We start from the raw sequence: 21,039 nt of genomic DNA on the forward strand, positions 1-21,039 counted from the left end.
CGCCTAGTATCGCGCGTTCACCGTGCAGGCGGGCTCAAGGCGTTTCACGGGGGCCGCCAGGCGGCTTCCGCAGCAGGCTCAAGGCCATGCCGCCCACCACAAGCACGCCCAGGCCGAGGACCACCCAGAGGATCACTCGGGTCCAGTCGAAGGGGGCATTCGGCACGGCCAAAGCCTCTTCGCCCGCCATGCGCTCGGCTGGGCCGGTGCTGGCCTCGCTGGGCCGCCAGCCTTCCGGCTGCTGCTTGCGCAGGCCCGCCAGGGCATCGGCGACGGGCCACGCAGGGCGGCGCGCCAGGTGGCTGCCGGCGAGTAGCCGGTAAGGTGCCTGACCCTCCGGGAGGAAGACGAAGCGATCCGGCACCCACCCCAGCGCGAGATGCGGCGGATCGCGCAGCGGCGTGGCGGAGTGCAGGCGAAGCGCGTCACGGCGGCCGGCCGGGATCCTGAGCAGGGTGATCCCGTCGCCCTGCCCGGCGGTAACCACGAGCGTACCGAGCGACTCGCTCAGGTGATCGCCCTCGAGGGACATCGCATCGACGCGCGCCACCGCATCGCTACCGCGCTGCAGACGCAATGCGTTGATCGGCAGCGCGGCGGGAAGCTTGTAGTCGTAGTCGACACCCTGCCCGCTGGCCTGCGTGCTGGTCGGCTGCACCTCGACCCACTGGCGTGGGGCTTCGTCGGCGCTGAGTTTTTCTTCCACGCGGCCGTTGAGGGTCGCGGTGGCCTCGCCTGCCGTCGCCCAGTGCACGCTGCCGCTGACAATGCGCACACGGAAATAGCGACCCGCCGCACCTTCGATCTTCACCGTACTGACGTCCGGCGTGTTGCCGCTACGACCCATCGACAGGATCGTGGCCTGGCGGACCAGGCTCGTCCACGACTGCAGGTCGTCGCTGACGTCGATCGAGACGTTGTCGAGCTGGACATCCGCACCCTCGCTCACCTGGGTGGGCGGGAAGGTGATCTGCGAGAGGGTGATGGGTGTATGCGCATCGATCAGCCACTCCTTCACCGGGCCCGGCGCGTTGTCGTTGCCGGGCTGGATGACGATGTCGCCATTGGTGCTGCGCTCGATGCGCGGCCCGGGCGAGCCCGCTTCGGCCGGCGGCACGGCGAGCAAGGGCAAGCTCAGCGTTACCGGGCGCGATACGGACTGCAGCGGCTGGTACGGCGCCGAGGGCACTTGCTGCCCGGACGCATCGACGACCACGACGTCGCCCAGTGCCGCATCGGGCCGCGTCCACAGGTAAGCGTCCTGCGGTAGCGCTACGACATACGCCGGCGCACCGGGTGCCGCCTTGATCGGATACGCGAAGGCGAACTGGTCGGCGGGCGCGGCGGCATACGCGCAGGAGGCGACGAGGGCGAGGGCCAACAGACCGTGGCGAACGTCAGGACGCATGCGAGGACTCCGGAGGGGATTCGGCACTTTGCCGCGGCGGCGCAGGTGCGAGGTAACCGATGACGGTGCAGAGCAGGCCATAGGCGATGAACGAAGCAATGCCGAACAGGTTGCCCAGGTGCCCGCGATCCACCAGCAGCAGCTTCGCCAGTACGAGCGCCATGGTCGCCGCACCGGCGATCCACAACAGGCGCTGGCCGCGTTTCGAACCGAGTACCCAGGCGACGACGCCGATGATGCTCCAGACCACCGTGAGCGAAAGCTCGGCGAGGCTCGAGCCCGGCATGGCGTTATCCCACGGCACGCCGCCGAGATGATGCACGGAGCGCAGCGTCATGCTCGTGGCGATGATGAAGAACATCACCGCCAGCACCGCAGGGCGAACGCGACGCACGCTGGCCGGCATGCTCGCATCGGAGATGCCGCGCGCGGTGAGCAGGAGCACGGCGATCAGCAGCAGGTCGACCGGGTTGAGTACGGGGATGAAGACCAGCGGATTCGACGCGCCCGCCGTGCCCAGCGCGATGACGCCGGCGAAGAACAGGGCCAGCGCAGCACAGGCGCCCACGGCGTTGCGAATCGCCTCCGCATAGACACCCAGCGGCGCGGCGATGATCCGCGGGCGCCACAACACCAGCGCCGCCAGAAGCAGCGTCGGCATCGCGGCAGCGAGCACTTCCCAGCCCTGCCCCATGGTCTTCACGTAATCGAAGGCGAGCACGATGGCGGCCGTGCCAATGGCGAGCCAGCGCACCCAGCCAATCGTCGCGGCGAGGATCGACGCCACGCGATGCGCGGCGATGGCGCGCAGCGTAAACCAGCCTGTCACGAGCATGACCAGCACACCCGCGAGTGGCCACCCGGCAAGCGGCTGGATGCTCTCGTTTGCGACGGAGAGTCCCACCACCATGCCCGCGAACAGGAACAGCGGCGCACCGAAAGCAAGCACCACACCGAGATCGAGCTTGCGTACACGCTTGCACGCTTCAGCCAGCAAGCACGCGGTGACCGCGAGCAAGGCCAGCCAGTAACCAAAGGCCAGCGGCCGGTCGATCACGAAGGTATCGATCTCGTTGATGAAACTCACCAGCCACCAGATCACCGCCCAGATCAGCAGGCCGACACGTGCGAGACCGGACACGCCACGCGACATGCCATGTCGGTCGAACTGCCACACGCCGACGCCGGCACCGACTACCAGCAGCAGGCTGCCGATGAAAGCCGCATTGAGGATGGGAAGATCATTGGCGTGATGCGTGAAGAGCGCCGCAATGGCCCACGCCACACCGGCGGCCAGCTGCAGGAACACACCGGCCCAACGCGGCAGACGCCGCGCCTGACGGAAGCCCAGCCAGATCAGGCCCGCACCTTCGAGCGCGAACACGCTCGCGGTCACGCTGGCACTGAGTGCGAGCGGCACGGCAATCGTCGCGAAGGCCACGGCCAGCACGGCCCAGGTATCGCGCAGCAAACCCATGTCGTCGCGCTTGCGAATGGCGAACGCGATGGCGACATAGATCGCCGCGGCGACCAGTGCCCAGATAGCCAGCGGCATCGGCGCCCAGTCGAGCAAGGCACCTTGCAGCAACAGGCTGGCGATGGGGTTGCCGAACATCAGGCAGCCATCGAGGATCGCGCGGTCACGCTTGGGTGAACGCAGCACGTGCAGCCAGGGCACGGCGAGATAAAGCAGGAAATGCAGGATCAGGAACGGCTCGGTGCTGGCGAACAACGCCGGCCGATAACTCAGTACACCCCACGCGGTACCCACGCCAAAGGTTGCGATGAAGCCGAGCACGTTGAGCACGCGCCAGGCCTTCTTCCAGGCGATACCGAGAATGCCAAGGTTGAGGACGGCGTAATACGAGAACAAGGCGACGTGATTGCCCTGCCCCGTCGACGCGATGATCGGCGCGGCGAAACCGGCAATCAGACCCAGCACGGCAAGCGCCAGCGCATCCTGCAACACGGCCAATACGCCGAGGCCGGCAACGAAGACGATAAGCAAGGCAAACGTCGCCGTTGCCGGCAACAAGCCGTAAAGCCGGTACGCGGCAAACACCGTCATCACCAGCACGCCCAGCGCACCACCCTGCAACGACAACGCAAACGCACGTCGCTTGTCCCGCTGCATCCAGCCGAAACCCACACCCGCAATGGCAACCAGCGCCACCAAGCTAAGGCGAACCGACATCGGCATATGGAACAGCCCCTGGTCCGAGGCGTACTTCAGGAACGCAGCCACACCGGCAAACAACACCAGCATGCCCACCTTCACCGGCACATTACCCTCGGTAATCCACCGCTTCGCCGCATCCGCCAACCGCTCAAACCAGGTCGGCCCACTCGGCACCGCTGGATTAATGTGGGAGCCGGCTCCGCCGGCGATCGGAGAAGCCTCAGGCCTCATGTCCAGGCCGGCTCCGCCGGCAACAGGCACAGCAGGGGCAGGCTCTGTGTAGGAGCCGGCTCCGCCGGCAACAGGCGCCGAATCAGGCCACTCCGCCCGGGTATCCGGCAAGGCCTCCGACGAAGAAGACCTCGGCTCCATGTGGGAGCCGGCTCCGCCGGCGACAGGCACCGCAGCACCAGGCGTCAACTCAGCCAACCGCCCCCGAACCGCATCAAGGTCACGCTTGAGCCCCGACATCCGCCCCCAGAGCAACCCGATCGCAAAGCCCGCGACCGCGCCCTCCCAGCCCTGCGTAACCAGCGCCCCGACGATCGCGCCAATGATGGCCCAGACGACAATCATGCCTACCCCTCTCCCCGTACATCCTGTGTGCGGGGAGTCTGGCATGAAACGCCGGCTCCGTAGGAACCTGCGACTGGAAGCGGGGCCCCCTGATTACCGGCAGCTGGCAGGCAGGTACTGCTTCTGGATATCGTCCGACCCGCAACGCCAGTTCACCTGCGACCCGGACACCCACGGGGTCAGCCTGAGCGAATCATTGTGGATGTTCCGATTGGCATCGTTGGCGTAGATGACGACGATCGTGCCGTTATCCACCGTCACGCTGGCGGTGTACTTGCCACGGATGTCGTCAGGCAACGCAAGCCCGGCCGCCACGTTGTTCACGGGCATCTGGCCGTGACTGGTATAGAACTCCGCAACGGCCGTCTTGGCACGGTCGGCAAGAACCACGCCTTCGCTGACCTGCACACGCGTCAGATAGCTGTTGTACGCGGGGATGGCGATCGCCGCGAGGATCCCGAGCACGAACGGGAAGATCATCAGCAACCAAAAGACCCCCGTGGGTGCTTTGGGCACGGTCTGGCCGGTGTCCTTCCAGCGCGCCAGCCAGGTGAATTGGCCCTGGAGGTAGAACACCTGGAAAAAGAACAGCGTGATACCGCTGATCTCCACCGGCAGCCCGCGCCGCGCGCCTTCTTCCCGCAACGACCGCGCCACGGAGAAGCAGCCGACGATGACGACGATGCACGCCGCGATGGTCAGCAAGCCACCAAGCATCGGCGCCTTGAAGGCCGGGCCAGCGAACGCACCGACGATAGTGAGAACGACACCAGCCACGAACAGTTCCCTGGCGCTGCTCGACCGGTCGATCTTCTTCACCCAACTCGACTGCACGAACATCCAGACCCAGGTGAAGATGCCGATGGTCATCAGGCCCAACAGGAATACGAGGAACCAGTGCATCGACGGCGGACGGGGAAAGCTTGCGCGATCACCCTGCGGGGCCGAGGCGCCATAGGGCGCACCTGCTGATTGGAACGGCGGTGGGGGCGGGGGCGCAGACGCACCATCGACGACCGTATCGCCAAAACGAAATGTCGAAAGAGGCACCCAGTTCGTCATGCCGCTCCGCCATGCCAGCGTCTCGGGCGTGACCTGCCCTTCGCGAAGCCACTGGTGGATGTTTGCTTCGGTATAGGGACCGTATTTCTGGCCGTTGCGGCCGATCCAGATCGAGTCGTTGTTCGTCATGGCGATGTCGCATCCCTCTGAAGTCTGTCGTCCGATTGAAACGCGAGGCGAGCCCACGCGCGTCGCGCACACGGGCACGGCGGAGCACATTACTGAGAGTGCAGTTCGAATCAGCCAGAAAGGTGAGGTGGCGCAACGCGGCGAACCCTCGACGGGTGCCGCTCCTTCCCTGTTGCGTCTTCGCTTTCCCCTGCGACGCCCCTGCCGTCACCGGGATGTACTTTCAGGGCGAACAGCCAGCACGTCAACCCTGTGGGAGCCGATTCATCGGCGATCGGGTTTACTGGGGACCTTGCCCGCTGCCGCGGGATCGCCGATGAATCGGCTCTCACATTTCGCCGATGAATCGGCTCCTACATTTTGCCGCTGAAGCGGCTCCCACAGTTCTGCGGGTTATTTGACCGGCTGGGTCTGCAGTACCGGCGCGTCACCGATCACATCGGCGCCCTGCGGCGGCACGAAGTCGAATGTACCCGGCGCGACGGGACCGTTCTTCACCCAGCCGGCGAACTGGATCGTCGTGGTGTTGCCGAGCTGATCCTTGAACACCATGCGCGCCAGCCCACCCGTATCGAACCCGAGGTCGGCGAAATCGAACTGCGGATCTTTCCCGGTGGACTGCAGCCGCAGCCATACCAGGCCGTCGTGCTCGCCCTTCTCGGTGACCTTGAAGTCCTTGTCCATCTGCGACAGGTCGGTGAGCACAGTGAGCGGACTCTGTGCTTCTTCGCTGCTTTGCTTGCGCACGGTGACCTGCTCGAGGTCCGGGTCGTACAGCCACACGCGGCTGCCGTCGGCGACGATGGTCTGCTTGTACGGCGCCAGGGTTTCCCAGCGGAACTGGCGCGGCGCTTCGAGCGCCATGGTGCCCGTGGTGGTCTTGCCCGGGTCGCCGTTCGCATTGGTCAGGGTCTGGCTGAAACGGCCCGTGACCGAATGCAGCCCCTTGGAAAAGGCATCCAGCCGCTCACGCGCGGGGCCCGCGGCAGCAAAGGCCGGCAGGCTGAGGAGGGACAGGGTCGCGACAAGCAGGAAGCGTTTCATCAGGCGATTTCCGTAGGGTTCGGCGCGATTGTCAGCGATCGGTTTCGAACAGCGACTTAAGCATGTCGATGGCTTCGGCAGGGCTGATCTCCCCTGCCTCCATCTTCTCGCTGATATCGGCAATGGCCTTGCCGTCGCGATGCCAGAACGGCGCGGCGCGCGTGGCGTGGTGCACCGGGCGCGCTTCCTGGCCCAGCACGACGATCTCGGCGATCTCCTCCTGTTCGGCGAAGATCACTTCCAGCGCGTCGTCGACGCCGGCGGTGTGGCCGGTGGGATAGTCGCGGGTGACGAAGCAGGCGCGGCCATCGTCGGCGCGCAGTTCCAGCCCGGGAATGGACGGGTTGAGTTCGAAAATGCTCTCGACTTCGTCCAGCACCTCGGCGGTGGGCGCGAGGTCACCGGTAACGAGCAAGCCCCAGGGGCGCTGGCGTAGCGCACCCGGCTTCATGGCGTTCATCGGGTATCAGTCCTTCGGAGGCGGCGGCGCGAGGACTTCGCGGTTGCCGTTGTGCTGCGGCGAGCTGACGATGCCGTCCTGCTCCATCTGTTCGACGAGACGGGCGGCGCGGTTGTAGCCGATGCGCAGGTGGCGCTGCACGCCGGAAATGGAAGCGCGACGCGTCTCGGTGACCACGCGCACGGCCCGGTCGTAGAGGGCGTTGTCACTGTCGCTGTCGCCTTCGGCGTCCTGCGGCAGGCCGGAGTCGTTGATGATCTTGCCGTCGGAGGTGGACTGCACTTCCTCGAGCACGCCGGTGATGTAGTTCGGCGCGCCCTGCGCACGCAGCCACTCGACGACGTTATGCACTTCGTGGTCGTCGACGAAAGCACCGTGCACGCGCTCCGGCGTAGCCGTGCCCGGCGGGAGGTAGAGCATGTCGCCGTGGCCGAGCAGTGCTTCGGCGCCGGACTGGTCGAGAATGGTGCGCGAGTCGATCTTCGACGACACCTGGAACGCGATGCGCGTGGGGATGTTCGCCTTGATCAAACCGGTGATCACATCCACCGACGGACGCTGCGTGGCGAGGATGAGGTGCACGCCCGCGGCGCGCGCCTTCTGCGCCAGGCGTGCGATGAGCTCTTCGACCTTCTTGCCGACGATCATCATCATGTCGGCGAATTCGTCGATGATGATGACGATGTGCGGCAGCGGCTCGAGCGGTTCGGCGACCATGCCCGGCATGTCCGGGTTGGCGCGGAACAGCGGATCGAGCAGCGGCTGGCCGCTGTTCTCGGCGTCCTTCACCTTCTTGTTGAAGCCACCGAGGTTGCGCACGCCCACGGCAGCCATGAGCTTGTAGCGGCGTTCCATCTCGGCCACGCACCAGCGCAGGGCGTTGGCGGCTTCTTTCATATCCGTGACGACCGGCGCCAGCAGATGCGGAATACCCTCGTAAACCGAGAGCTCCAGCATCTTCGGGTCGATCATGATCATGCGCACGTCTTTCGGGCTGGCCTTGTACAGCAGGCTCAGCACCATGGCGTTCACCGCCACGGACTTACCCGAACCGGTGGTACCGGCGACGAGCAGATGCGGCATCTTGGCGAGATCGGTGACCACCGCCTTGCCGCCGATATCCTTGCCCAGCGCCAGCGCCAGCGGCGACTTCATCTGGTCGTACTTTTCCGAACGCAGAATTTCGGAGAGATAGACGATCTGCTTCTTGGTGTTGGGGATTTCCAGGCCGATGACGTTCTTGCCGGGAATCACATCCACCACGCGCACGCTGACCACGGAGAGGCCGCGCGCAATGTCCTTGTCGAGGCTGGACACCTGGCTGCCGCGTACACCGGCGGCGGGTTCCAGCTCGAAACGGGTAATCACCGGACCCGGATAGACGCCCATGACGCGGGCCTCGATGCGGAAATCCTTGAGCTTGAGCTCCACCTGGCGCGAGAGCACTTCGAGGGTTTCCTCGGAATAGCCCGGGCCTTGCGGCGGTGCTTCGTCGAGCAGCGACAGCGGCGGTACTTCGCCGTTCATCGATGCGCCGGTGAACAGGGGAATCTGGTTTTCGCGGGACGCGCGATCGCTCTTGACCACCATCGGGACCGGGGTCTCGATACGCACGGGCTCGCGCCGGGCCTGCTTGATCGCGTCAGCCTTCTTGACCACTTCACGTTCGGCGCGCGCGTTGCGTGCGGCCATGACTTCCGGTGCGCGACGCACCTTGCCGCCGAACCAGCCGCCCATGCGCACGACGCCCTGCCCGGTCAGGTCCATGAGCTTGAACCAGGACAGGCCGGTGGCGAGGGTGACGGCGATGAGGAACACGGCCAACAGCAGCAGCGGTGCGCCCTTGTCGCCAAGGGCGCTGTGCAGGCCGTGGCCCACCCACTTGCCGACGATGCCGCCCGGGCCTTCCGGCAGCACGGGGGAATCGACGTTCAGGTACACCAGCGCGGGGCCGGTGATGAAGAAGAACACAAACCCGATCAGGCGCAGCGAGGGCTCCCACGGCGCGACGAGTCGTTCGCCGCGCGCGCGGAGCACCTGGATGCCGAGGGCCAGCAGGAGCAGCGGAAAGCAGTAAGAAACCAGGCCGAAGATGTACCTGAGCAGGTTGGCGATGTTTGCCCCGACCGAGCCACCGAAGTTGGTGGCCCGCTCGGCAATGCCCATGTGACCCCAGCTCGGGTCCTGGTCGTTGTAGCTGAGCAGGCAGACGAGCAGGTACAGGGCGAGCGGCAACAGCAGCAACGCCCCGGCCTCGCGCAGGCGGCGCTTGAGCTCGTCGCTCAAGCCCTCGCTCTGGGCCTTGACCTGGCTTCTAGCCTGTTTCTTTACGACTTTCGCGCTGCGCGCCACTTAGCAGAGAACCTCGGATCGGGTTTTCGGCATCATGCCATGCCCTGAAGGGCCGGGTGCACGAGCTTGCCACCCTCGACGTTGATACCGCCGGCCAGGGCCGCGTGGTCGCGCCACTCGCTACCGGCGGCCAGGCGCTGCACGTACGGCAGGATGGCGGCCGAGATGGCGGTGGACGAGGTCTGCGGGACGGCGCCGGGCATGTTGGTCACGCAGAAGTGCGTCACGCCGTGGACGTCGTAGGTCGGCTCCTTCCAGGTGGTCGGACGCGAGGTTTCGAAGCAGCCGCCCTGGTCGATCGAGATGTCGACGAGCACGGAGCCCTTCTCCATCGTCTTGACCATGGCTTCGGTGACGACGCGCGGCGCCTTGGCGGACGGGATCAGCACTGCACCGACGACGATGTCGGCATTGCGGACTTCTTCGGCGACCGAGGACTCATAGGCGTACAGCGCGGTGACGTTCGGGCCCATCGCCATCATTTCGGCGAGGCGGTCCTGGCGCTTGTCGAACACGACCACGTTGGCGCCGGCCGAGGCGGCCAGGGCGGCAGCGTTACCACCGGCAGCGCCGGCGCCGAGCACGACGACCTTGCCACGCGGGGTGGAGGCCATGCCGCCGAGCAGCTTGCCCTTGCCACCGTTGGGCTGGTGCAGGAGGGTGGTACCGATCTGGGTGGCGATGCGGCCGGCGATGACGGACATCGGCAGCAGCAGGGGCAGCACGCCGTTCTCGTCCACGGACTCGAAGGCGATACCGGTCAGGCCGATGTCCAGGAGGCTCCTGGTCAGCGCCGGCTCGGCGGCCAGGTGCAGGTAGCAGAACAGCAGGTGGTGCTTCTTGAGCAGCTTGAGATCGCCCTCGATCGGCTCCTTGACCTTGACGATCAGCTCGCCCTTCTCATAGACGGCAGCGGCGTCGGCCACCACGGTCACACCCAGCAGGGAGTAGTCGGCGTCCGAGTAGCCGCTCTTGGTGCCGGCGCCGGACTGGATGAAGACCTCATGGCCACGGCGGACCAGATCGGCGGCCGCGGCCGGGATGAGGGCCACGCGGCCTTCGAGGGTCTTGGTTTCGGAGGGGATACCAATGCGCATCTTATGGAGGATCCTGAATGAGATAAAAGCCGCCCCGTGGGGACAAGGCGACAGCCGTCATTGCATCGATGTCTTGAATCACACCTCGGTCTTCCCCATTCTTCCGGGTCGACACGCCTCGCCACACCGAAACACGCCGCAGTAAACCTCAAGGATTATACATGAGCACCCCCAAGCACAGCCGCCTGCTGATCCTCGGCTCCGGTCCCGCCGGATACACGGCCGCCGTCTATGCGGCGCGCGCCAACCTCAAGCCGACCATGATCACCGGCCTGGCACAGGGCGGTCAGCTCATGACCACCACCGAGGTGGACAACTGGCCGGGTGACGAAAAGGGTGTTCAGGGTCCGGAACTGATGCGGCGCATGGCCGAGCACGCCGAGCGCTTCGAAACGCAGATGGTTTTCGACCACATCCACAGCGTGGACCTGGCCAACCGTCCGTTCCACCTGAAGGGTGACAGCGGCGAGTACACCGCCGACGCGCTGATCATCACCACCGGCGCCACCGCCAAGTACCTGGGCATCGCCTCGGAAGAGAAGTTCAAGGGCCGTGGCGTCTCCGCCTGCGCCACCTGCGACGGTTTCTTCTTCCGCGACCAGGACGTGGTCGTGGTCGGCGGCGGCAACACCGCCGTGGAAGAGGCGCTGTACCTGGCCAACATCGCCCGCAAGGTCTACCTGGTCCACCGCCGCGACAAGTTCCGCGCCGAAAAGATCATGCAGGACAAGGTGTTCGAGAAGGCCGCCGCCGGCAAGATCGAGCTGCTCTGGAACCACCAGGTGGACGAAATCCTCGGCGACGACTCCGGCGTGAACGGCGTGCGCGTCAAGGACGTCAACACCGGCGTGAAGCGCGACCTCGACGCCCAGGGCTTCTTCGTGGCGATCGGCCACACCCCGGCCACCGGCATCTTCGAAGGCCAGCTGGAGATGAAGGACGGTTACATCCAGATCCAGTCGGGCCTGCACGGCGGCGCCACGGCGACCTCGGTGCCGGGCGTGTTCGCCGCCGGCGACGTCGCCGACCATGTCTACCGCCAGGCGGTCACCTCGGCAGGCTTCGGTTGCATGGCGGCGCTCGACGCCGAGCGCTGGCTCGACCAGCAGCACCTGCTGACCTGACCGGAACCGGCCCCGCGCCTCGTGCGCGGGGCAATCGCCGCATGCCCGGCATTCGTTTTCTCGACAGCCTTGGCGGCATTCCGGCCGCCGACTGGGACGCGCTTGTCCCGGATGGCAACCCGTTCGTGTCGCACGCCTTCCTGAGCGGCATGGAAGCGAAGGGCTGCCTGCGCGAAGACTATGGCTGGAAGCCGTACCACCTGGGCATCTTCGACCACAACGAACGCCTGGTCGCCGCCGCTCCCACCTACCTCAAGGGCAACTCGCACGGCGAATTCGTCTTCGACTGGAGCTGGGCCTCGGCCTGGGAACGCGCCGGCGGCGAGTACTACCCGAAGATGCTGGTCGCCTCGCCCTACTCGCCCGTTCCCGGCCCGCGCCTGCTGGTGCGCGAGGGCGTGGAGGCGGAGATCCTGCGCAACCGGCTCACGGCCGCGCTGGTGGACGAAGCGGACCGTCTCGGCCTCTCCTCGATCCACGCCAACTTCCTCGCCGACGCCGACCTGCGCGCCTTCGACGATCGCTGGCTGGTCCGCGCGGATTACCAGTTCCACTGGCATAACCAGGGCTACGCCGATTTCGACGCCTTCCTCGCCTCGCTCAAGGCGAAGAAGCGGAAGAACATCCGCCAGGAACGCGCGCATGCGATGGACTCGGGCCTGCACATGGAAATGCGCGGCGGCGACGAACTCTCCGACACCGAGTGGCGGCAGATCCACGCGCTTTACGAACTCACCTTCGATTTGAAGGGCAACCACGCCGCGCTCACCGCGCGCTTCTTCCAGCACCTGGGCCGTACGCTCGGCGCCAGGGTGCAGGTAGCCATGGCACGCGACGACCACGACATCGTCGCCATGGCGCTGTTCCTGCGCGGCGGCGACGCGTTGTACGGACGCTACTGGGGCGCCAGCGTGGAAGTCTCCGGGTTGCACTTCGAGCTCTGTTACTACCGCGGTATCGACTATGCGATCCGCGAAGGCATCGGCCGTTTCGAACCCGGCGCCCAGGGCGAGCACAAACTGGCCCGCGGCTTCCTGCCGACGCTGACCCACTCGCGCCATTACATTGCACACGATGGCTTCCGCCAGGCCGTGGCCGGCGCGCTCGAACAAGAAGCGCTGCATCGCGAAGCGTATCGTGACGAACTGCTCGCTCATTCGCCGTACGCGGACCGATGATTCGCCTGCCGCAACTCAACCCGCTTCGCCCCGGTCTCTTTCCCGATCCGGAGGACGCGCTCGTCGAACCCAACGGCCTGCTGGCCTGGGGCGGCGATCTGTCGCCCGAGCGTCTGATCTCGGCATACGCGCAGGGTGTGTTTCCGTGGTTCAACGAGGACGAGCCGATCCTCTGGTGGTCACCGGATCCGCGCTGCGTGTTCCGTACCGATGGTGTCCACATCAGCCGCAGCCTGCGCAAGCAGCTGTCGAAGTCCAACTGGCGGATCACCGCCGATACCTCGTTCACCCGCGTGATGCGCGCCTGCGCCGCACCGCGTAGCGGCCTGGTCGGCACCTGGATCGGCGACGACATGATCGCCGCGTACGAAGAGCTGCACCGGCAGGGTCATGCGCACAGCGTGGAAGTGTGGGACCGCGGCTCGCTGGTCGGCGGCATCTACGGCGTGGCCGTGGGCCGGTTGTTCTGCGGCGAATCCATGTTCTCCGCGCGCACCGGCGGCTCAAAGGTCGCGCTGGCTGGCATGTGCCAGTTGCTGCATCGCTGGGGGTTCCCGTTCCTCGATGCGCAGGTGACCAACGACCACCTGTTGTCGATGGGCGCGGTGGAGATTCAGCGCCGTCAGTTCGTCGCGCAGGCGAAGCGTCTGGCGGCGATGCCTGGTCTGGTCGGGTCGTGGGTGCAGCATCCTATTGCCCTGCCGTGACCCGATCGCCGTGTGATCCTGATCTCTGTGGGACCTTGATCTCTGTGGGACCTTGATCTCTGTGGGAGCCGCTTCAGCGGCGATGCTTCTGTGAGGGGGAAAGAGCAAGAGCATCGCCGCTGAAGCGGCTCCCACAGGAAGCTCGGAGCTCCCACAGGAAGCTCGAAGCTCCCAGAGGAAGCTCGAAGCTCCCAGAGGAAGCACTCACAGAAAGCAATCCTACCGACCCCTGTGCCCGCTCATCTCAGCCCCGGCATTCCTCGGCAGCGCCAGACACACTGGCGCGGCAATCAACGACACGAACGTCACCACCAGAAACGCCACGCTGAAATCCGGCAGCTGCGCATGCTCATGCCCGTTCCACGTGACCGATACATGCAGCGCCGCGGCAGCCACGCAGATGCCCACGGACAGCATCAACTGCTGGAACGTCGTATAGAAACTGGTGGCGCTGGAGAACCGCTCGCTCGGAATATCCGCGTAAGCAACCGTGTTGTACGCGCTGAACTGCAGCGACTGGAAGAACCCGCTCAGCAGCAGGATCGTGTAGATCGTCCACAACGGCCAGTCCGGCCGGAAGGCCGCGCACAAGGCCACGCAGACCATCGACAGCACGCCGTTCCAGACCAGGGTGGCGCGGAAGCCCCACATGCGCAGCACCGGCGCGGCGGTAGCCTTCATCAGCATGGCGCCGAGCGCGGAAACGAAGGTCACCACGCCGCTGTGCGCGGCGGAAAAACCGAAGCCAAGCTGCATCATCAGCGGCAGCAGGAACGGCACGGACCCCGCCGTGATGCGCGTGAGCGAACCGGCGATCACCGAGAGGCGGAAGGTGGGAAAGCGCATCAACGACAGGTCGAGGATGGGGTTCGCCACGCGGCGCGAATGCCACACGTAGACGGCACCGACGATGAGCCCGCCAAACATGAGCCCCGCCGAAGCGGAACCGGCGGTACCGCCGCGGCTGGCCATCTCCAGCCCGAACACCAGGCATGAGAGCGATATGCCCGACAGCACGAAGCCCACACGGTCGAAGCGCTGCCGCTCGGCAATGCGCACGTCGGGCACGTACTTCGTCGCCAGCCACATGCCGGCGATACCGATCGGCACGTTGATATAGAAAATCCAGCGCCACGATGCCCAGGTGACGATGAAACCACCCAGCGGCGGCCCGATCACCGGGCCGATCAGTGCCGGCACGAGCAACCACGACATGGCGCTGACCAGTTCGGACTTCGGCACCGAACGCAGCAGCACCAGGCGACCCACCGGGACCATCATCGCGCCACCCATGCCCTGCAGAAGGCGCGAAAGCACCAGCAGCGGCAGGTTGCCGGAGAGCCCGCAGAGAATCGAACCGATGGTGAAAAGCGCGATGGCCGAGCGGAAGACGTTACGCGAACCGTAGCGATCGGCGATGGCGCCGCTGGCGGGAATGAACACCGCGAGGCTGAGCATGTACGAGGTGAGCGCCACGCTCATGTGCAGCGGCGACACGTCGAACGATTCAGCCATGGAAGGCAACGCCGTGGCCAGGATGGTGCCGTCCAGCTGCTCCATGAACATCGCACTCGCGATGATCAGGGCTACGGTGCGGAAGCCAGGGGCGGGAGTCATCCGGGGAGGGGTGGCGGGGGAAGCACATAGTTTGCGCCCGCAAGGATCAAAGGTCGAGTGAACGTAAACTTAGGAAGCGGCGCTCCTCGTCGGTGAAGGGATCGATGAAGCTGAGCTCGCGTGCCAGCAGCTGGAGCGGTTCGCTGAAGTCCGCCGCTTCGTCACGCAGCTCGGGATACATGGGATCCCCCAGGATCGGCGCACCCATGGCCGCCATATGCACGCGCAACTGGTGCTTGCGTCCGGTGACGGGTTCCAGGCGATAACGCCAGGCGCGGTCGCCCCGCTCGATCACGTCCACGTGGGTGGTTGAGTTCGCGGGACCTTCCACTTCGCGTGTGCGGAAGAACGGTTCACCACGTTCGATGCGGCTGCAGCGGGAAAGCGGAAAGGTGAGCCCGGGTAAAGGCGCCGCCAGCGCCTCGTAGGTCTTGGCAATGGCACGCTCGCGGAACAGGCGTGTATACGCGTCGCGACTGGACGGCCGTGCCGAGAACACGACCAGGCCGGCCGTCGCGCGATCGAGCCGGTGCAGCGCGACGAGATCCGGGTTGCCGAGGCGGCGGACCAGGCGCACCGACAAGGTCTCCTCGACGTAACGCCCGGCCGGCATCACCGGCAGGAAGTGCGGCTTGTCCGCCACGACGAGGTCGTCGTCCTGGTAGACGATGGTTTCCTCGAAGGGAATGCGCGGCTCGGCTTCGACCTCGCGCCGGTAGGTGACGATGTGCCCGGGCCGGTACGGCGTGAGGTGGTCGACCGGGTGGCCGTCCGCTTCGACGAGGCCGCGTTCCATGCGGTTCTCCCAGTCGTCGCGGCTGACCGCCGGGAAGCGCTCGCACAGAAAATCGAGCACGCTCGGCCAACCGCCGGGAGGCAAGGCAATCCTGCTGTGGGGCATGTGGTCCATGGGGTCATCCTAACCTCGCCAGCGCATGCGCCGCCAAGTGTTTCCCACCGGGCCGCGGCTTATACTGGCGCCGTCCCCCTATCGAGACACTCCGCGTGATCGGCCGGTTCCTCAGGAAGTTGTTCGGCGGCGGCAGTACGCCTCCCGCCCCTAAACTCGTGCCCGCACGCCCCGTCGTGACCATCGCGCCGGTGGTCGTCGACGTGCCCGTGGCCGTGGAGGCGCCCGTGAGCGCGCTGGCCCCCGAAGAAATCGAAGACCGCTTCTATCGCCTGATACTTGGCCTCTCGCCCTCGGACGATGCCGCCTTCTCCCCCGTCGAGCAGGGCGTGCTGCGCCGCGTGCGCGAGGCCTTCGGCGGCGAGCGCTTTGATGTCGGCTCCCTGCCCCGGCTGCCTTCGGTAGTGCCCCAGCTGATGCGCTCGTTGCGCAACGACGACAGCGACAGCCATGCGCTGGCCGAGCTGATCGCCCGTGACACCGTGCTGGTGGGTGAGATCGTACGCGTGGCCAACAGCGCTTTCTTCAAGACGGCGCGCCCGGTGACCGGCCTGCCCCAGGCGATCACCCTGCTCGGCCAGGACGGCCTGCGCCGCGTGGTGATGCAGCTGGTGATGCGCCCTATCCTGCGCACGAACATGGGCGGTGCCAGCCAGCACGCCGGCGAGCGCCTGTGGGAGCACGCCGAGCGCTGCGCCCGCGCCTGCATCTATCTGGGCCGCAACGTGTGCGACCCGTTCGAAGCCTTCCTTGCCGGCCTGATCAGCCAGACCGGCGCGCAGACCATCCTGCTCGAGCTCGAGGAACAGAACGACACCCGGGCCACGGCGCTCAGCCGTCCCCTGGTGGCCGCGCTGGCCCAGCAGATCGAACGCCTCTCACTGCACGCGGCGCGTCACTGGGCCTTCCCCTCGCGCGTGGTTCAGGCACTGGCCGAGCGCGCGGACCCCGCGGACGCAGGCGCGCGCACGCCGCTGGGACGCGCCCTGCTTGCCGCAAGCCGCGTGGCGATGCTCGATGTACTGATCGAACAGGGCCTGGCCGACCCGGACTCCGCCCTGTTGGCGAGCCCGGGCCAGACCTTCACCCAGGCCCAGTTGATCGCCTGCCGCGATGCCTTGCGAACCGCAGCCCCCGCCGAAGCCTGAGCCCCACGCAGAACCCGATGCCCCCGGCACCCGATCCACCTGTGGGAGCGTGGGAGCCGATCCACCTGTGGGAGCCGATTCATCGGCGATTGTGGGAGCCGCTTCAGCGGCGATTGTGGGAGCCGCTTCAGCGGCGATAGGTGCTCGCCACGCACCCACCTGCCGTCAGCGACGAACGCCCGTAGCAACCACATCCGCCCACAGCTGATCAGCCAGTTTGCTCGAGGCGCCGCTAATCAGACTCGGCACGATCGTATCCAGACGCGGCGGATCCGTCTGCACGGGCGCGGTCTGGCTGACGTGATAGACCTTCGAGGCGACGATGCCACGGGCGACGATGCGGCAATTCACCGTCAGCTCCATGGTCACGACCGAAGGCTCACCGTCCGGCGTATGCACCGCCGTGACCTGCTGCAGGCCGCGGCAGCCGATGATCAGGTCGGTGAAGTACTTCGGCTGCAGCGAGGTGCGCAGCCCGGCCTCGACCGCGGAGGCGATATCCGGCGACACCTGCACCTTGGCCGAGTCGGACAGGCCGCCGACGTTGATCACATGGTCACCCTTGTTTTCCAGGGTAAGCCACGGCGAGGCCGGGCTTGCCGCCACGGTGCGGCTCATGTCGCTTTCGATCATGGTCTTGCCGCCGCAAGCGGACAGCATCATTACCGCGGTGGCGGTCACCGCGAACTTCGTTACCGCAAACTTCATCACGTGCTCAAACCCCTGTATTTCCCCGAGACAACCCTCCCAATTTAGCGGGTGCGCGTCGCAGCGGCAACCGCTCACGAATGTGAAGACGCCTGTTTGACGGACTAAAGGCTGGTTCCGTGACGCCGATAACCTTTTAGACCCGACCGCGCGAGCGGTTATGATGCCGGACTGATCGCTGGCAGGACCTCGACAACGATGTTTTCCGCTCGACCGACTTCCGCTGCTGGAACAGCTGCGCTCGCGCGCCTGACCTGGCAAGATTTCGAGCACCTGCTTGCCGAGCATTACCGCGCCCAGGGTTACCGCGTGGAACACCACGCCCCCGCCACCTCGCTGAAGACACTCGCCGCCGGCGTCGACCTGCGCCTGACCCGCGGCACCGAGTCGGTGATTCTCCAGTGCAAGCACTGGGACGCCCTCGAGGTGGAGGTGCAGGAGGTCAACGAACTACTCAGCGTGATGCTCAACGAGGCGGCGACGAAGGGCATCCTCGTCACCCGCGGGCGCTTCAGCACCGAGGCGATCGGCATCCAGCGTCGCCAGCCGCGATTGCAGCTGATGGATGGCGACGTGCTGAGCGCGTTGCTCAAGCTTCCCGACCACCTCGACAGCCCCGTGGCGGGCAGCGCGGTGGCCTCACCGGTCGCGAAGAAGAGCGCAAAGGCGGCCCGCCGCCGCCGCACGTCGTCGCACGGTTCGCGCCTGCTGCCCGTCCTGCTCGGCGTCGGCATTCTTGTCCTGCTTGGCCTGTTCGCCTGGAAGACCATGTCTCGCCACGACACGGTGGCGGACACGGCGCCACCGCCGGCGGATGCGACGCCGGCAGCCGCGCCGCTGCCCGCTCCGATTCGCGATCTGCCGCCCGCGCCACCGGCGCCGCTCAGCGGCGCCTCGGGCATCGTGTCCGTGCCAGGGTCGTCTTCCCTGCCCCCGCCGCCGACACACGAGCTGATGGAACGCCAGCGCGCGCTCGAAAAATCCGAGCGCGAGCGCGCCTCTCGGCAAAAGAGCGAAGACGGCATGAAAGTGCTCGAGCAGAATACGCGCGAGCTTGGTTCGCACGACTGAGGGCAGCTTCGCCGAAGGCGATCGAAACGTCGTTTCGGCATGCGTGTGGCAAGTGATTCTTTCATCGCGTTTCCTCCCGAAAACGTGCCTGTTATCGGAGGCGATTCGTTCGTGCATTGTCACGAATGAATAACACCGAGCGGCCTAGCCTTTCCTATCTCAGGGACACGGGGAAACGTCTCACACGGAAGTGAAGTCATGGCCACCCTTTGCCGCCCCGCGGTAGCGGTTCCCGAGCACGTCATCACCCTCGATGACACGCTGCGACTCGCACGCGAGCTCCATGCAAAACACGAACAACTGCCGCTGGCCCTGCGCCTGATCAAGAACACGCAGGTGACCAAGCGCCATCTCGTCCAGCCGATCGAAGACACGCTCAGGCACCCGGGATTTGAACAACGAAACGCGGTGTACGTGCGCGAAGCGAAGGCCCGCGTGCCCGACGTCGTCGCTCGCGCCCTCAAGCATGCCGACCTGACGGCCGATCGCATCGATGCAATCGTCTTCGTCTCCTGTACCGGCTTCACCATGCCCTCGCTCATCCCATGGATGATCAACGAGCTCGGCTTCCGCGCCGACACCCGTCAGCTACCCATTGCGCAGATGGGTTGTGCCGCGGGCGGTGCAGCCATCAACCGCGCCCACGATTTCTGCCTTGCCTACCCCGGCGCCCACGTGCTCGTGGTGGCATGCGAGTTCTGTTCGCTGTGCTACCAACCCACCGATCTGGAAGTGGGCAACCTGCTGTCGAACGGCCTGTTCGGCGACGCTGTCGCCGCCGCGGTCGTGCGCGGCGAGGGTGGCACGGGCGTGCGACTGGCCGGCAATGGATCGCGCCTGGTGCGCGGCACCGAAGACTGGATTTCTTACGCGATCAAGGCGACGGGCTTTCACTTCCAGCTCGATCGCCGCGTACCGGGCACGATGGAACAGCTTGCCCCCGAACTGCGCTCCGTCGCCGCCGAATTCGGCTGGGATGCCGGCGCCCTGGATTTCTACATCATCCATGCGGGCGGTCCGCGCATCCTGGACGATCTCTCGCATTTTCTCGGCGTCGCGCCAGCCATGTTCCAGCACAGCAGGGCCACGTTGATGGAGTACGGCAACATCGCCTCCGCGGTCGTCTTAGATGCGCTTCGCCGCTTTTTCGAGGCCGGCGGTGCGTCCCCCGGCGCGCATGGCCTCATCGCGGGATTCGGTCCGGGGATCACCGCCGAAATCACCCTCGGCCACTGGTGCGGGCATCCGGAACGTCCCGCCCAGCAAACATCCCACCTCATCCGCAAGGAAGCGATGACATGAGCACGAACCCCGCCCTGTCCCAGCCGTTTCTTCTCGGCGGCGATCTCCCGGTCAACCGCCTTGGCTACGGTGCCATGCACCTCACCGGCTACGGCATGTGGGGACCGCCCGCCGACGAGCGCAACGCCATCCAGGTGCTACGCCACGCGGTATACGAGCTTGGCATCAACTTCATCGACACCGCTGACTCTTACGGCCCAGGGGACAACGAGGAGATCATCCGCAAGGCGTTGCATCCCTACCCCAAGGATCTGGTGATCTGCACCAAGGGCGGCATGCTTCGGTCAGGCAAGCTGGACTGGATCCATGACGCACCGGGGGCACCGTACATTCAACCCCTGGGCGATCCGCGATACCTGCGCCAGCAAGTGGAGCTGAGCCTGCGCCGGCTGGGCGTGGATTGCATCGCGCTGTACCAGTTGCACAGCATCGATCCGAAGGTGCCGCTTGCCGAGAGCCTGGGTGAACTGGTCCGCCTGCAGGAGCAGGGCAAGATCCGCCATATCGGCCTGTCGAACCAGCCGGGCGTAAGCGTCAGGCAGCTCAAGAGAGCGCAGGAGACCGCGCGCATCGTCGCCATCGAGAATCTTTACAACCTCGCCGATCGCGCGGACGACAACGTACTGGACTACGCCACAAAGCACGATATCGCGTTTATTCCGTGGTTTCCGCTCGGTCACGGCGGACTTGTCGGGATCGGTAGCGCGCTGGAACCCATCGCGAAGCGTTGGAAGATCACCCCCTCGCAACTCGCGCTCGCCTGGTTGCTACACCGCTCACCGAACATCCTCCTGATACCCGGCACCACCTCGGTCCCGCATCTGAAGGAGAACGCCGTTGCGACGCAAGTGGTCCTTAGTCGGGACGACCTGCGCTCGATCGCCAGGGCCGTCGATCAGGCAGGCCTACCCAGTTGGCGCCCCGTGCGGAAGGCGCCGGCGCGGTCCGCTGCCGCCGCCCACTGATG

At 66.0% G+C, this 21,039-nt stretch carries 17 protein-coding genes; 7 read left to right on the forward strand and 10 right to left on the reverse strand.

Annotated elements, in window-relative coordinates:
* Positions 1 to 34 precede the first annotated feature (34 nt).
* From C8J98_RS07415 to C8J98_RS07445, 7 genes are all read right to left on the reverse strand, one after another.
* Complete coding sequence (locus C8J98_RS07415; RefSeq protein WP_158272646.1) at positions 35 to 1,408, reverse strand: DUF3999 family protein; 1,374 nt, start codon at positions 1,406 to 1,408, stop codon at positions 35 to 37.
* Positions 1,398 to 3,692, reverse strand: coding sequence for a DUF2339 domain-containing protein (locus tag C8J98_RS07420; protein WP_233260149.1), 2,295 nt, complete (start codon positions 3,690 to 3,692; stop codon positions 1,398 to 1,400). The genes C8J98_RS07415 and C8J98_RS07420 overlap by 11 nt, the downstream gene beginning before the upstream one ends.
* Before the next feature lie 564 nt (positions 3,693 to 4,256).
* A complete protein-coding gene (locus tag C8J98_RS07425) occupies positions 4,257 to 5,354 on the reverse strand; it encodes a pilin (protein ID WP_158272647.1) in 1,098 nt (365 codons plus the stop codon).
* 393 nt (positions 5,355 to 5,747) lie between these two features.
* Complete coding sequence (lolA, locus tag C8J98_RS07430) at positions 5,748 to 6,398, reverse strand: outer membrane lipoprotein chaperone LolA (RefSeq protein ID WP_107912473.1); 651 nt, start codon at positions 6,396 to 6,398, stop codon at positions 5,748 to 5,750.
* A 31-nt stretch (positions 6,399 to 6,429) separates the two neighbouring features.
* On the reverse strand, positions 6,430 to 6,858 hold the full coding sequence (locus C8J98_RS07435) for a hypothetical protein (RefSeq protein ID WP_107912475.1): 429 nt from the start codon (positions 6,856 to 6,858) through the stop codon (positions 6,430 to 6,432).
* Between the two features lie 6 nt (positions 6,859 to 6,864).
* On the reverse strand, positions 6,865 to 9,144 hold the full coding sequence (locus C8J98_RS07440) for a DNA translocase FtsK (protein ID WP_233260150.1): 2,280 nt from the start codon (positions 9,142 to 9,144) through the stop codon (positions 6,865 to 6,867).
* A 98-nt stretch (positions 9,145 to 9,242) separates the two neighbouring features.
* The gene (locus C8J98_RS07445) at positions 9,243 to 10,307 is read right to left on the reverse strand and encodes an alanine dehydrogenase (protein WP_107912479.1); all 1,065 of its coding nucleotides are present in this window, start codon (positions 10,305 to 10,307) and stop codon (positions 9,243 to 9,245) included.
* 161 nt (positions 10,308 to 10,468) lie between these two features.
* Between C8J98_RS07445 and trxB the strand changes: the two genes are divergently transcribed.
* The 3 genes from trxB to aat are packed head-to-tail and all read left to right on the forward strand — an operon-like array spanning position 10,469 to position 13,316.
* Entirely contained in the window at positions 10,469 to 11,431 is a 963-nt protein-coding gene (gene trxB / locus C8J98_RS07450; protein ID WP_107912480.1) for a thioredoxin-disulfide reductase, read from the forward strand.
* Between the two features lie 41 nt (positions 11,432 to 11,472).
* A complete protein-coding gene (locus C8J98_RS07455) occupies positions 11,473 to 12,609 on the forward strand; it encodes a GNAT family N-acetyltransferase (protein ID WP_107912482.1) in 1,137 nt (378 codons plus the stop codon).
* The gene (gene aat, locus C8J98_RS07460) at positions 12,606 to 13,316 is read left to right on the forward strand and encodes a leucyl/phenylalanyl-tRNA--protein transferase (RefSeq protein WP_107912483.1); all 711 of its coding nucleotides are present in this window, start codon (positions 12,606 to 12,608) and stop codon (positions 13,314 to 13,316) included. Before C8J98_RS07455 ends, aat begins: the two co-directional genes overlap by 4 nt.
* A gap of 219 nt (positions 13,317 to 13,535) precedes the next feature.
* Here aat and C8J98_RS07465 read toward each other — a convergent pair whose 3' ends face one another.
* Positions 13,536 to 14,933 (reverse strand): DHA2 family efflux MFS transporter permease subunit, encoded by a 1,398-nt coding sequence (locus C8J98_RS07465; RefSeq protein WP_107912485.1) that lies wholly within the window; start codon positions 14,931 to 14,933, stop codon positions 13,536 to 13,538.
* Between the two features lie 46 nt (positions 14,934 to 14,979).
* A complete protein-coding gene (locus C8J98_RS07470; protein ID WP_107912487.1) occupies positions 14,980 to 15,843 on the reverse strand; it encodes a pseudouridine synthase in 864 nt (287 codons plus the stop codon).
* Positions 15,844 to 15,938: 95 nt separating this feature from the next.
* On the opposite strand from C8J98_RS07470, the gene C8J98_RS07475 reads away from it, so the two are divergent.
* On the forward strand, positions 15,939 to 16,991 hold the full coding sequence (locus C8J98_RS07475; RefSeq protein ID WP_107912489.1) for an HDOD domain-containing protein: 1,053 nt from the start codon (positions 15,939 to 15,941) through the stop codon (positions 16,989 to 16,991).
* 165 nt (positions 16,992 to 17,156) lie between these two features.
* Here the strand turns inward: C8J98_RS07475 and C8J98_RS07480 are convergent, their stop codons facing one another.
* A complete protein-coding gene (locus C8J98_RS07480; RefSeq protein ID WP_146171597.1) occupies positions 17,157 to 17,702 on the reverse strand; it encodes a hypothetical protein in 546 nt (181 codons plus the stop codon).
* A gap of 195 nt (positions 17,703 to 17,897) precedes the next feature.
* Here C8J98_RS07480 and C8J98_RS07485 point away from each other — a divergent pair, with 195 nt between their 5' ends.
* The 3 genes from C8J98_RS07485 (at position 17,898) to C8J98_RS07495 (ending at position 21,037) form a co-directional block, all read left to right on the forward strand.
* A complete protein-coding gene (locus C8J98_RS07485; RefSeq protein WP_107912493.1) occupies positions 17,898 to 18,770 on the forward strand; it encodes a restriction endonuclease in 873 nt (290 codons plus the stop codon).
* A gap of 198 nt (positions 18,771 to 18,968) precedes the next feature.
* A complete protein-coding gene (locus C8J98_RS07490) occupies positions 18,969 to 20,072 on the forward strand; it encodes a type III polyketide synthase (protein ID WP_107912494.1) in 1,104 nt (367 codons plus the stop codon).
* A complete protein-coding gene (locus C8J98_RS07495; protein WP_107912496.1) occupies positions 20,069 to 21,037 on the forward strand; it encodes an aldo/keto reductase in 969 nt (322 codons plus the stop codon). Before C8J98_RS07490 ends, C8J98_RS07495 begins: the two co-directional genes overlap by 4 nt.
* Positions 21,038 to 21,039 lie beyond the last annotated feature (2 nt).

The organism is Luteibacter sp. OK325, from assembly GCF_003050935.1.
Taxonomy (GTDB): Bacteria; Pseudomonadota; Gammaproteobacteria; order Xanthomonadales; family Rhodanobacteraceae; genus Luteibacter.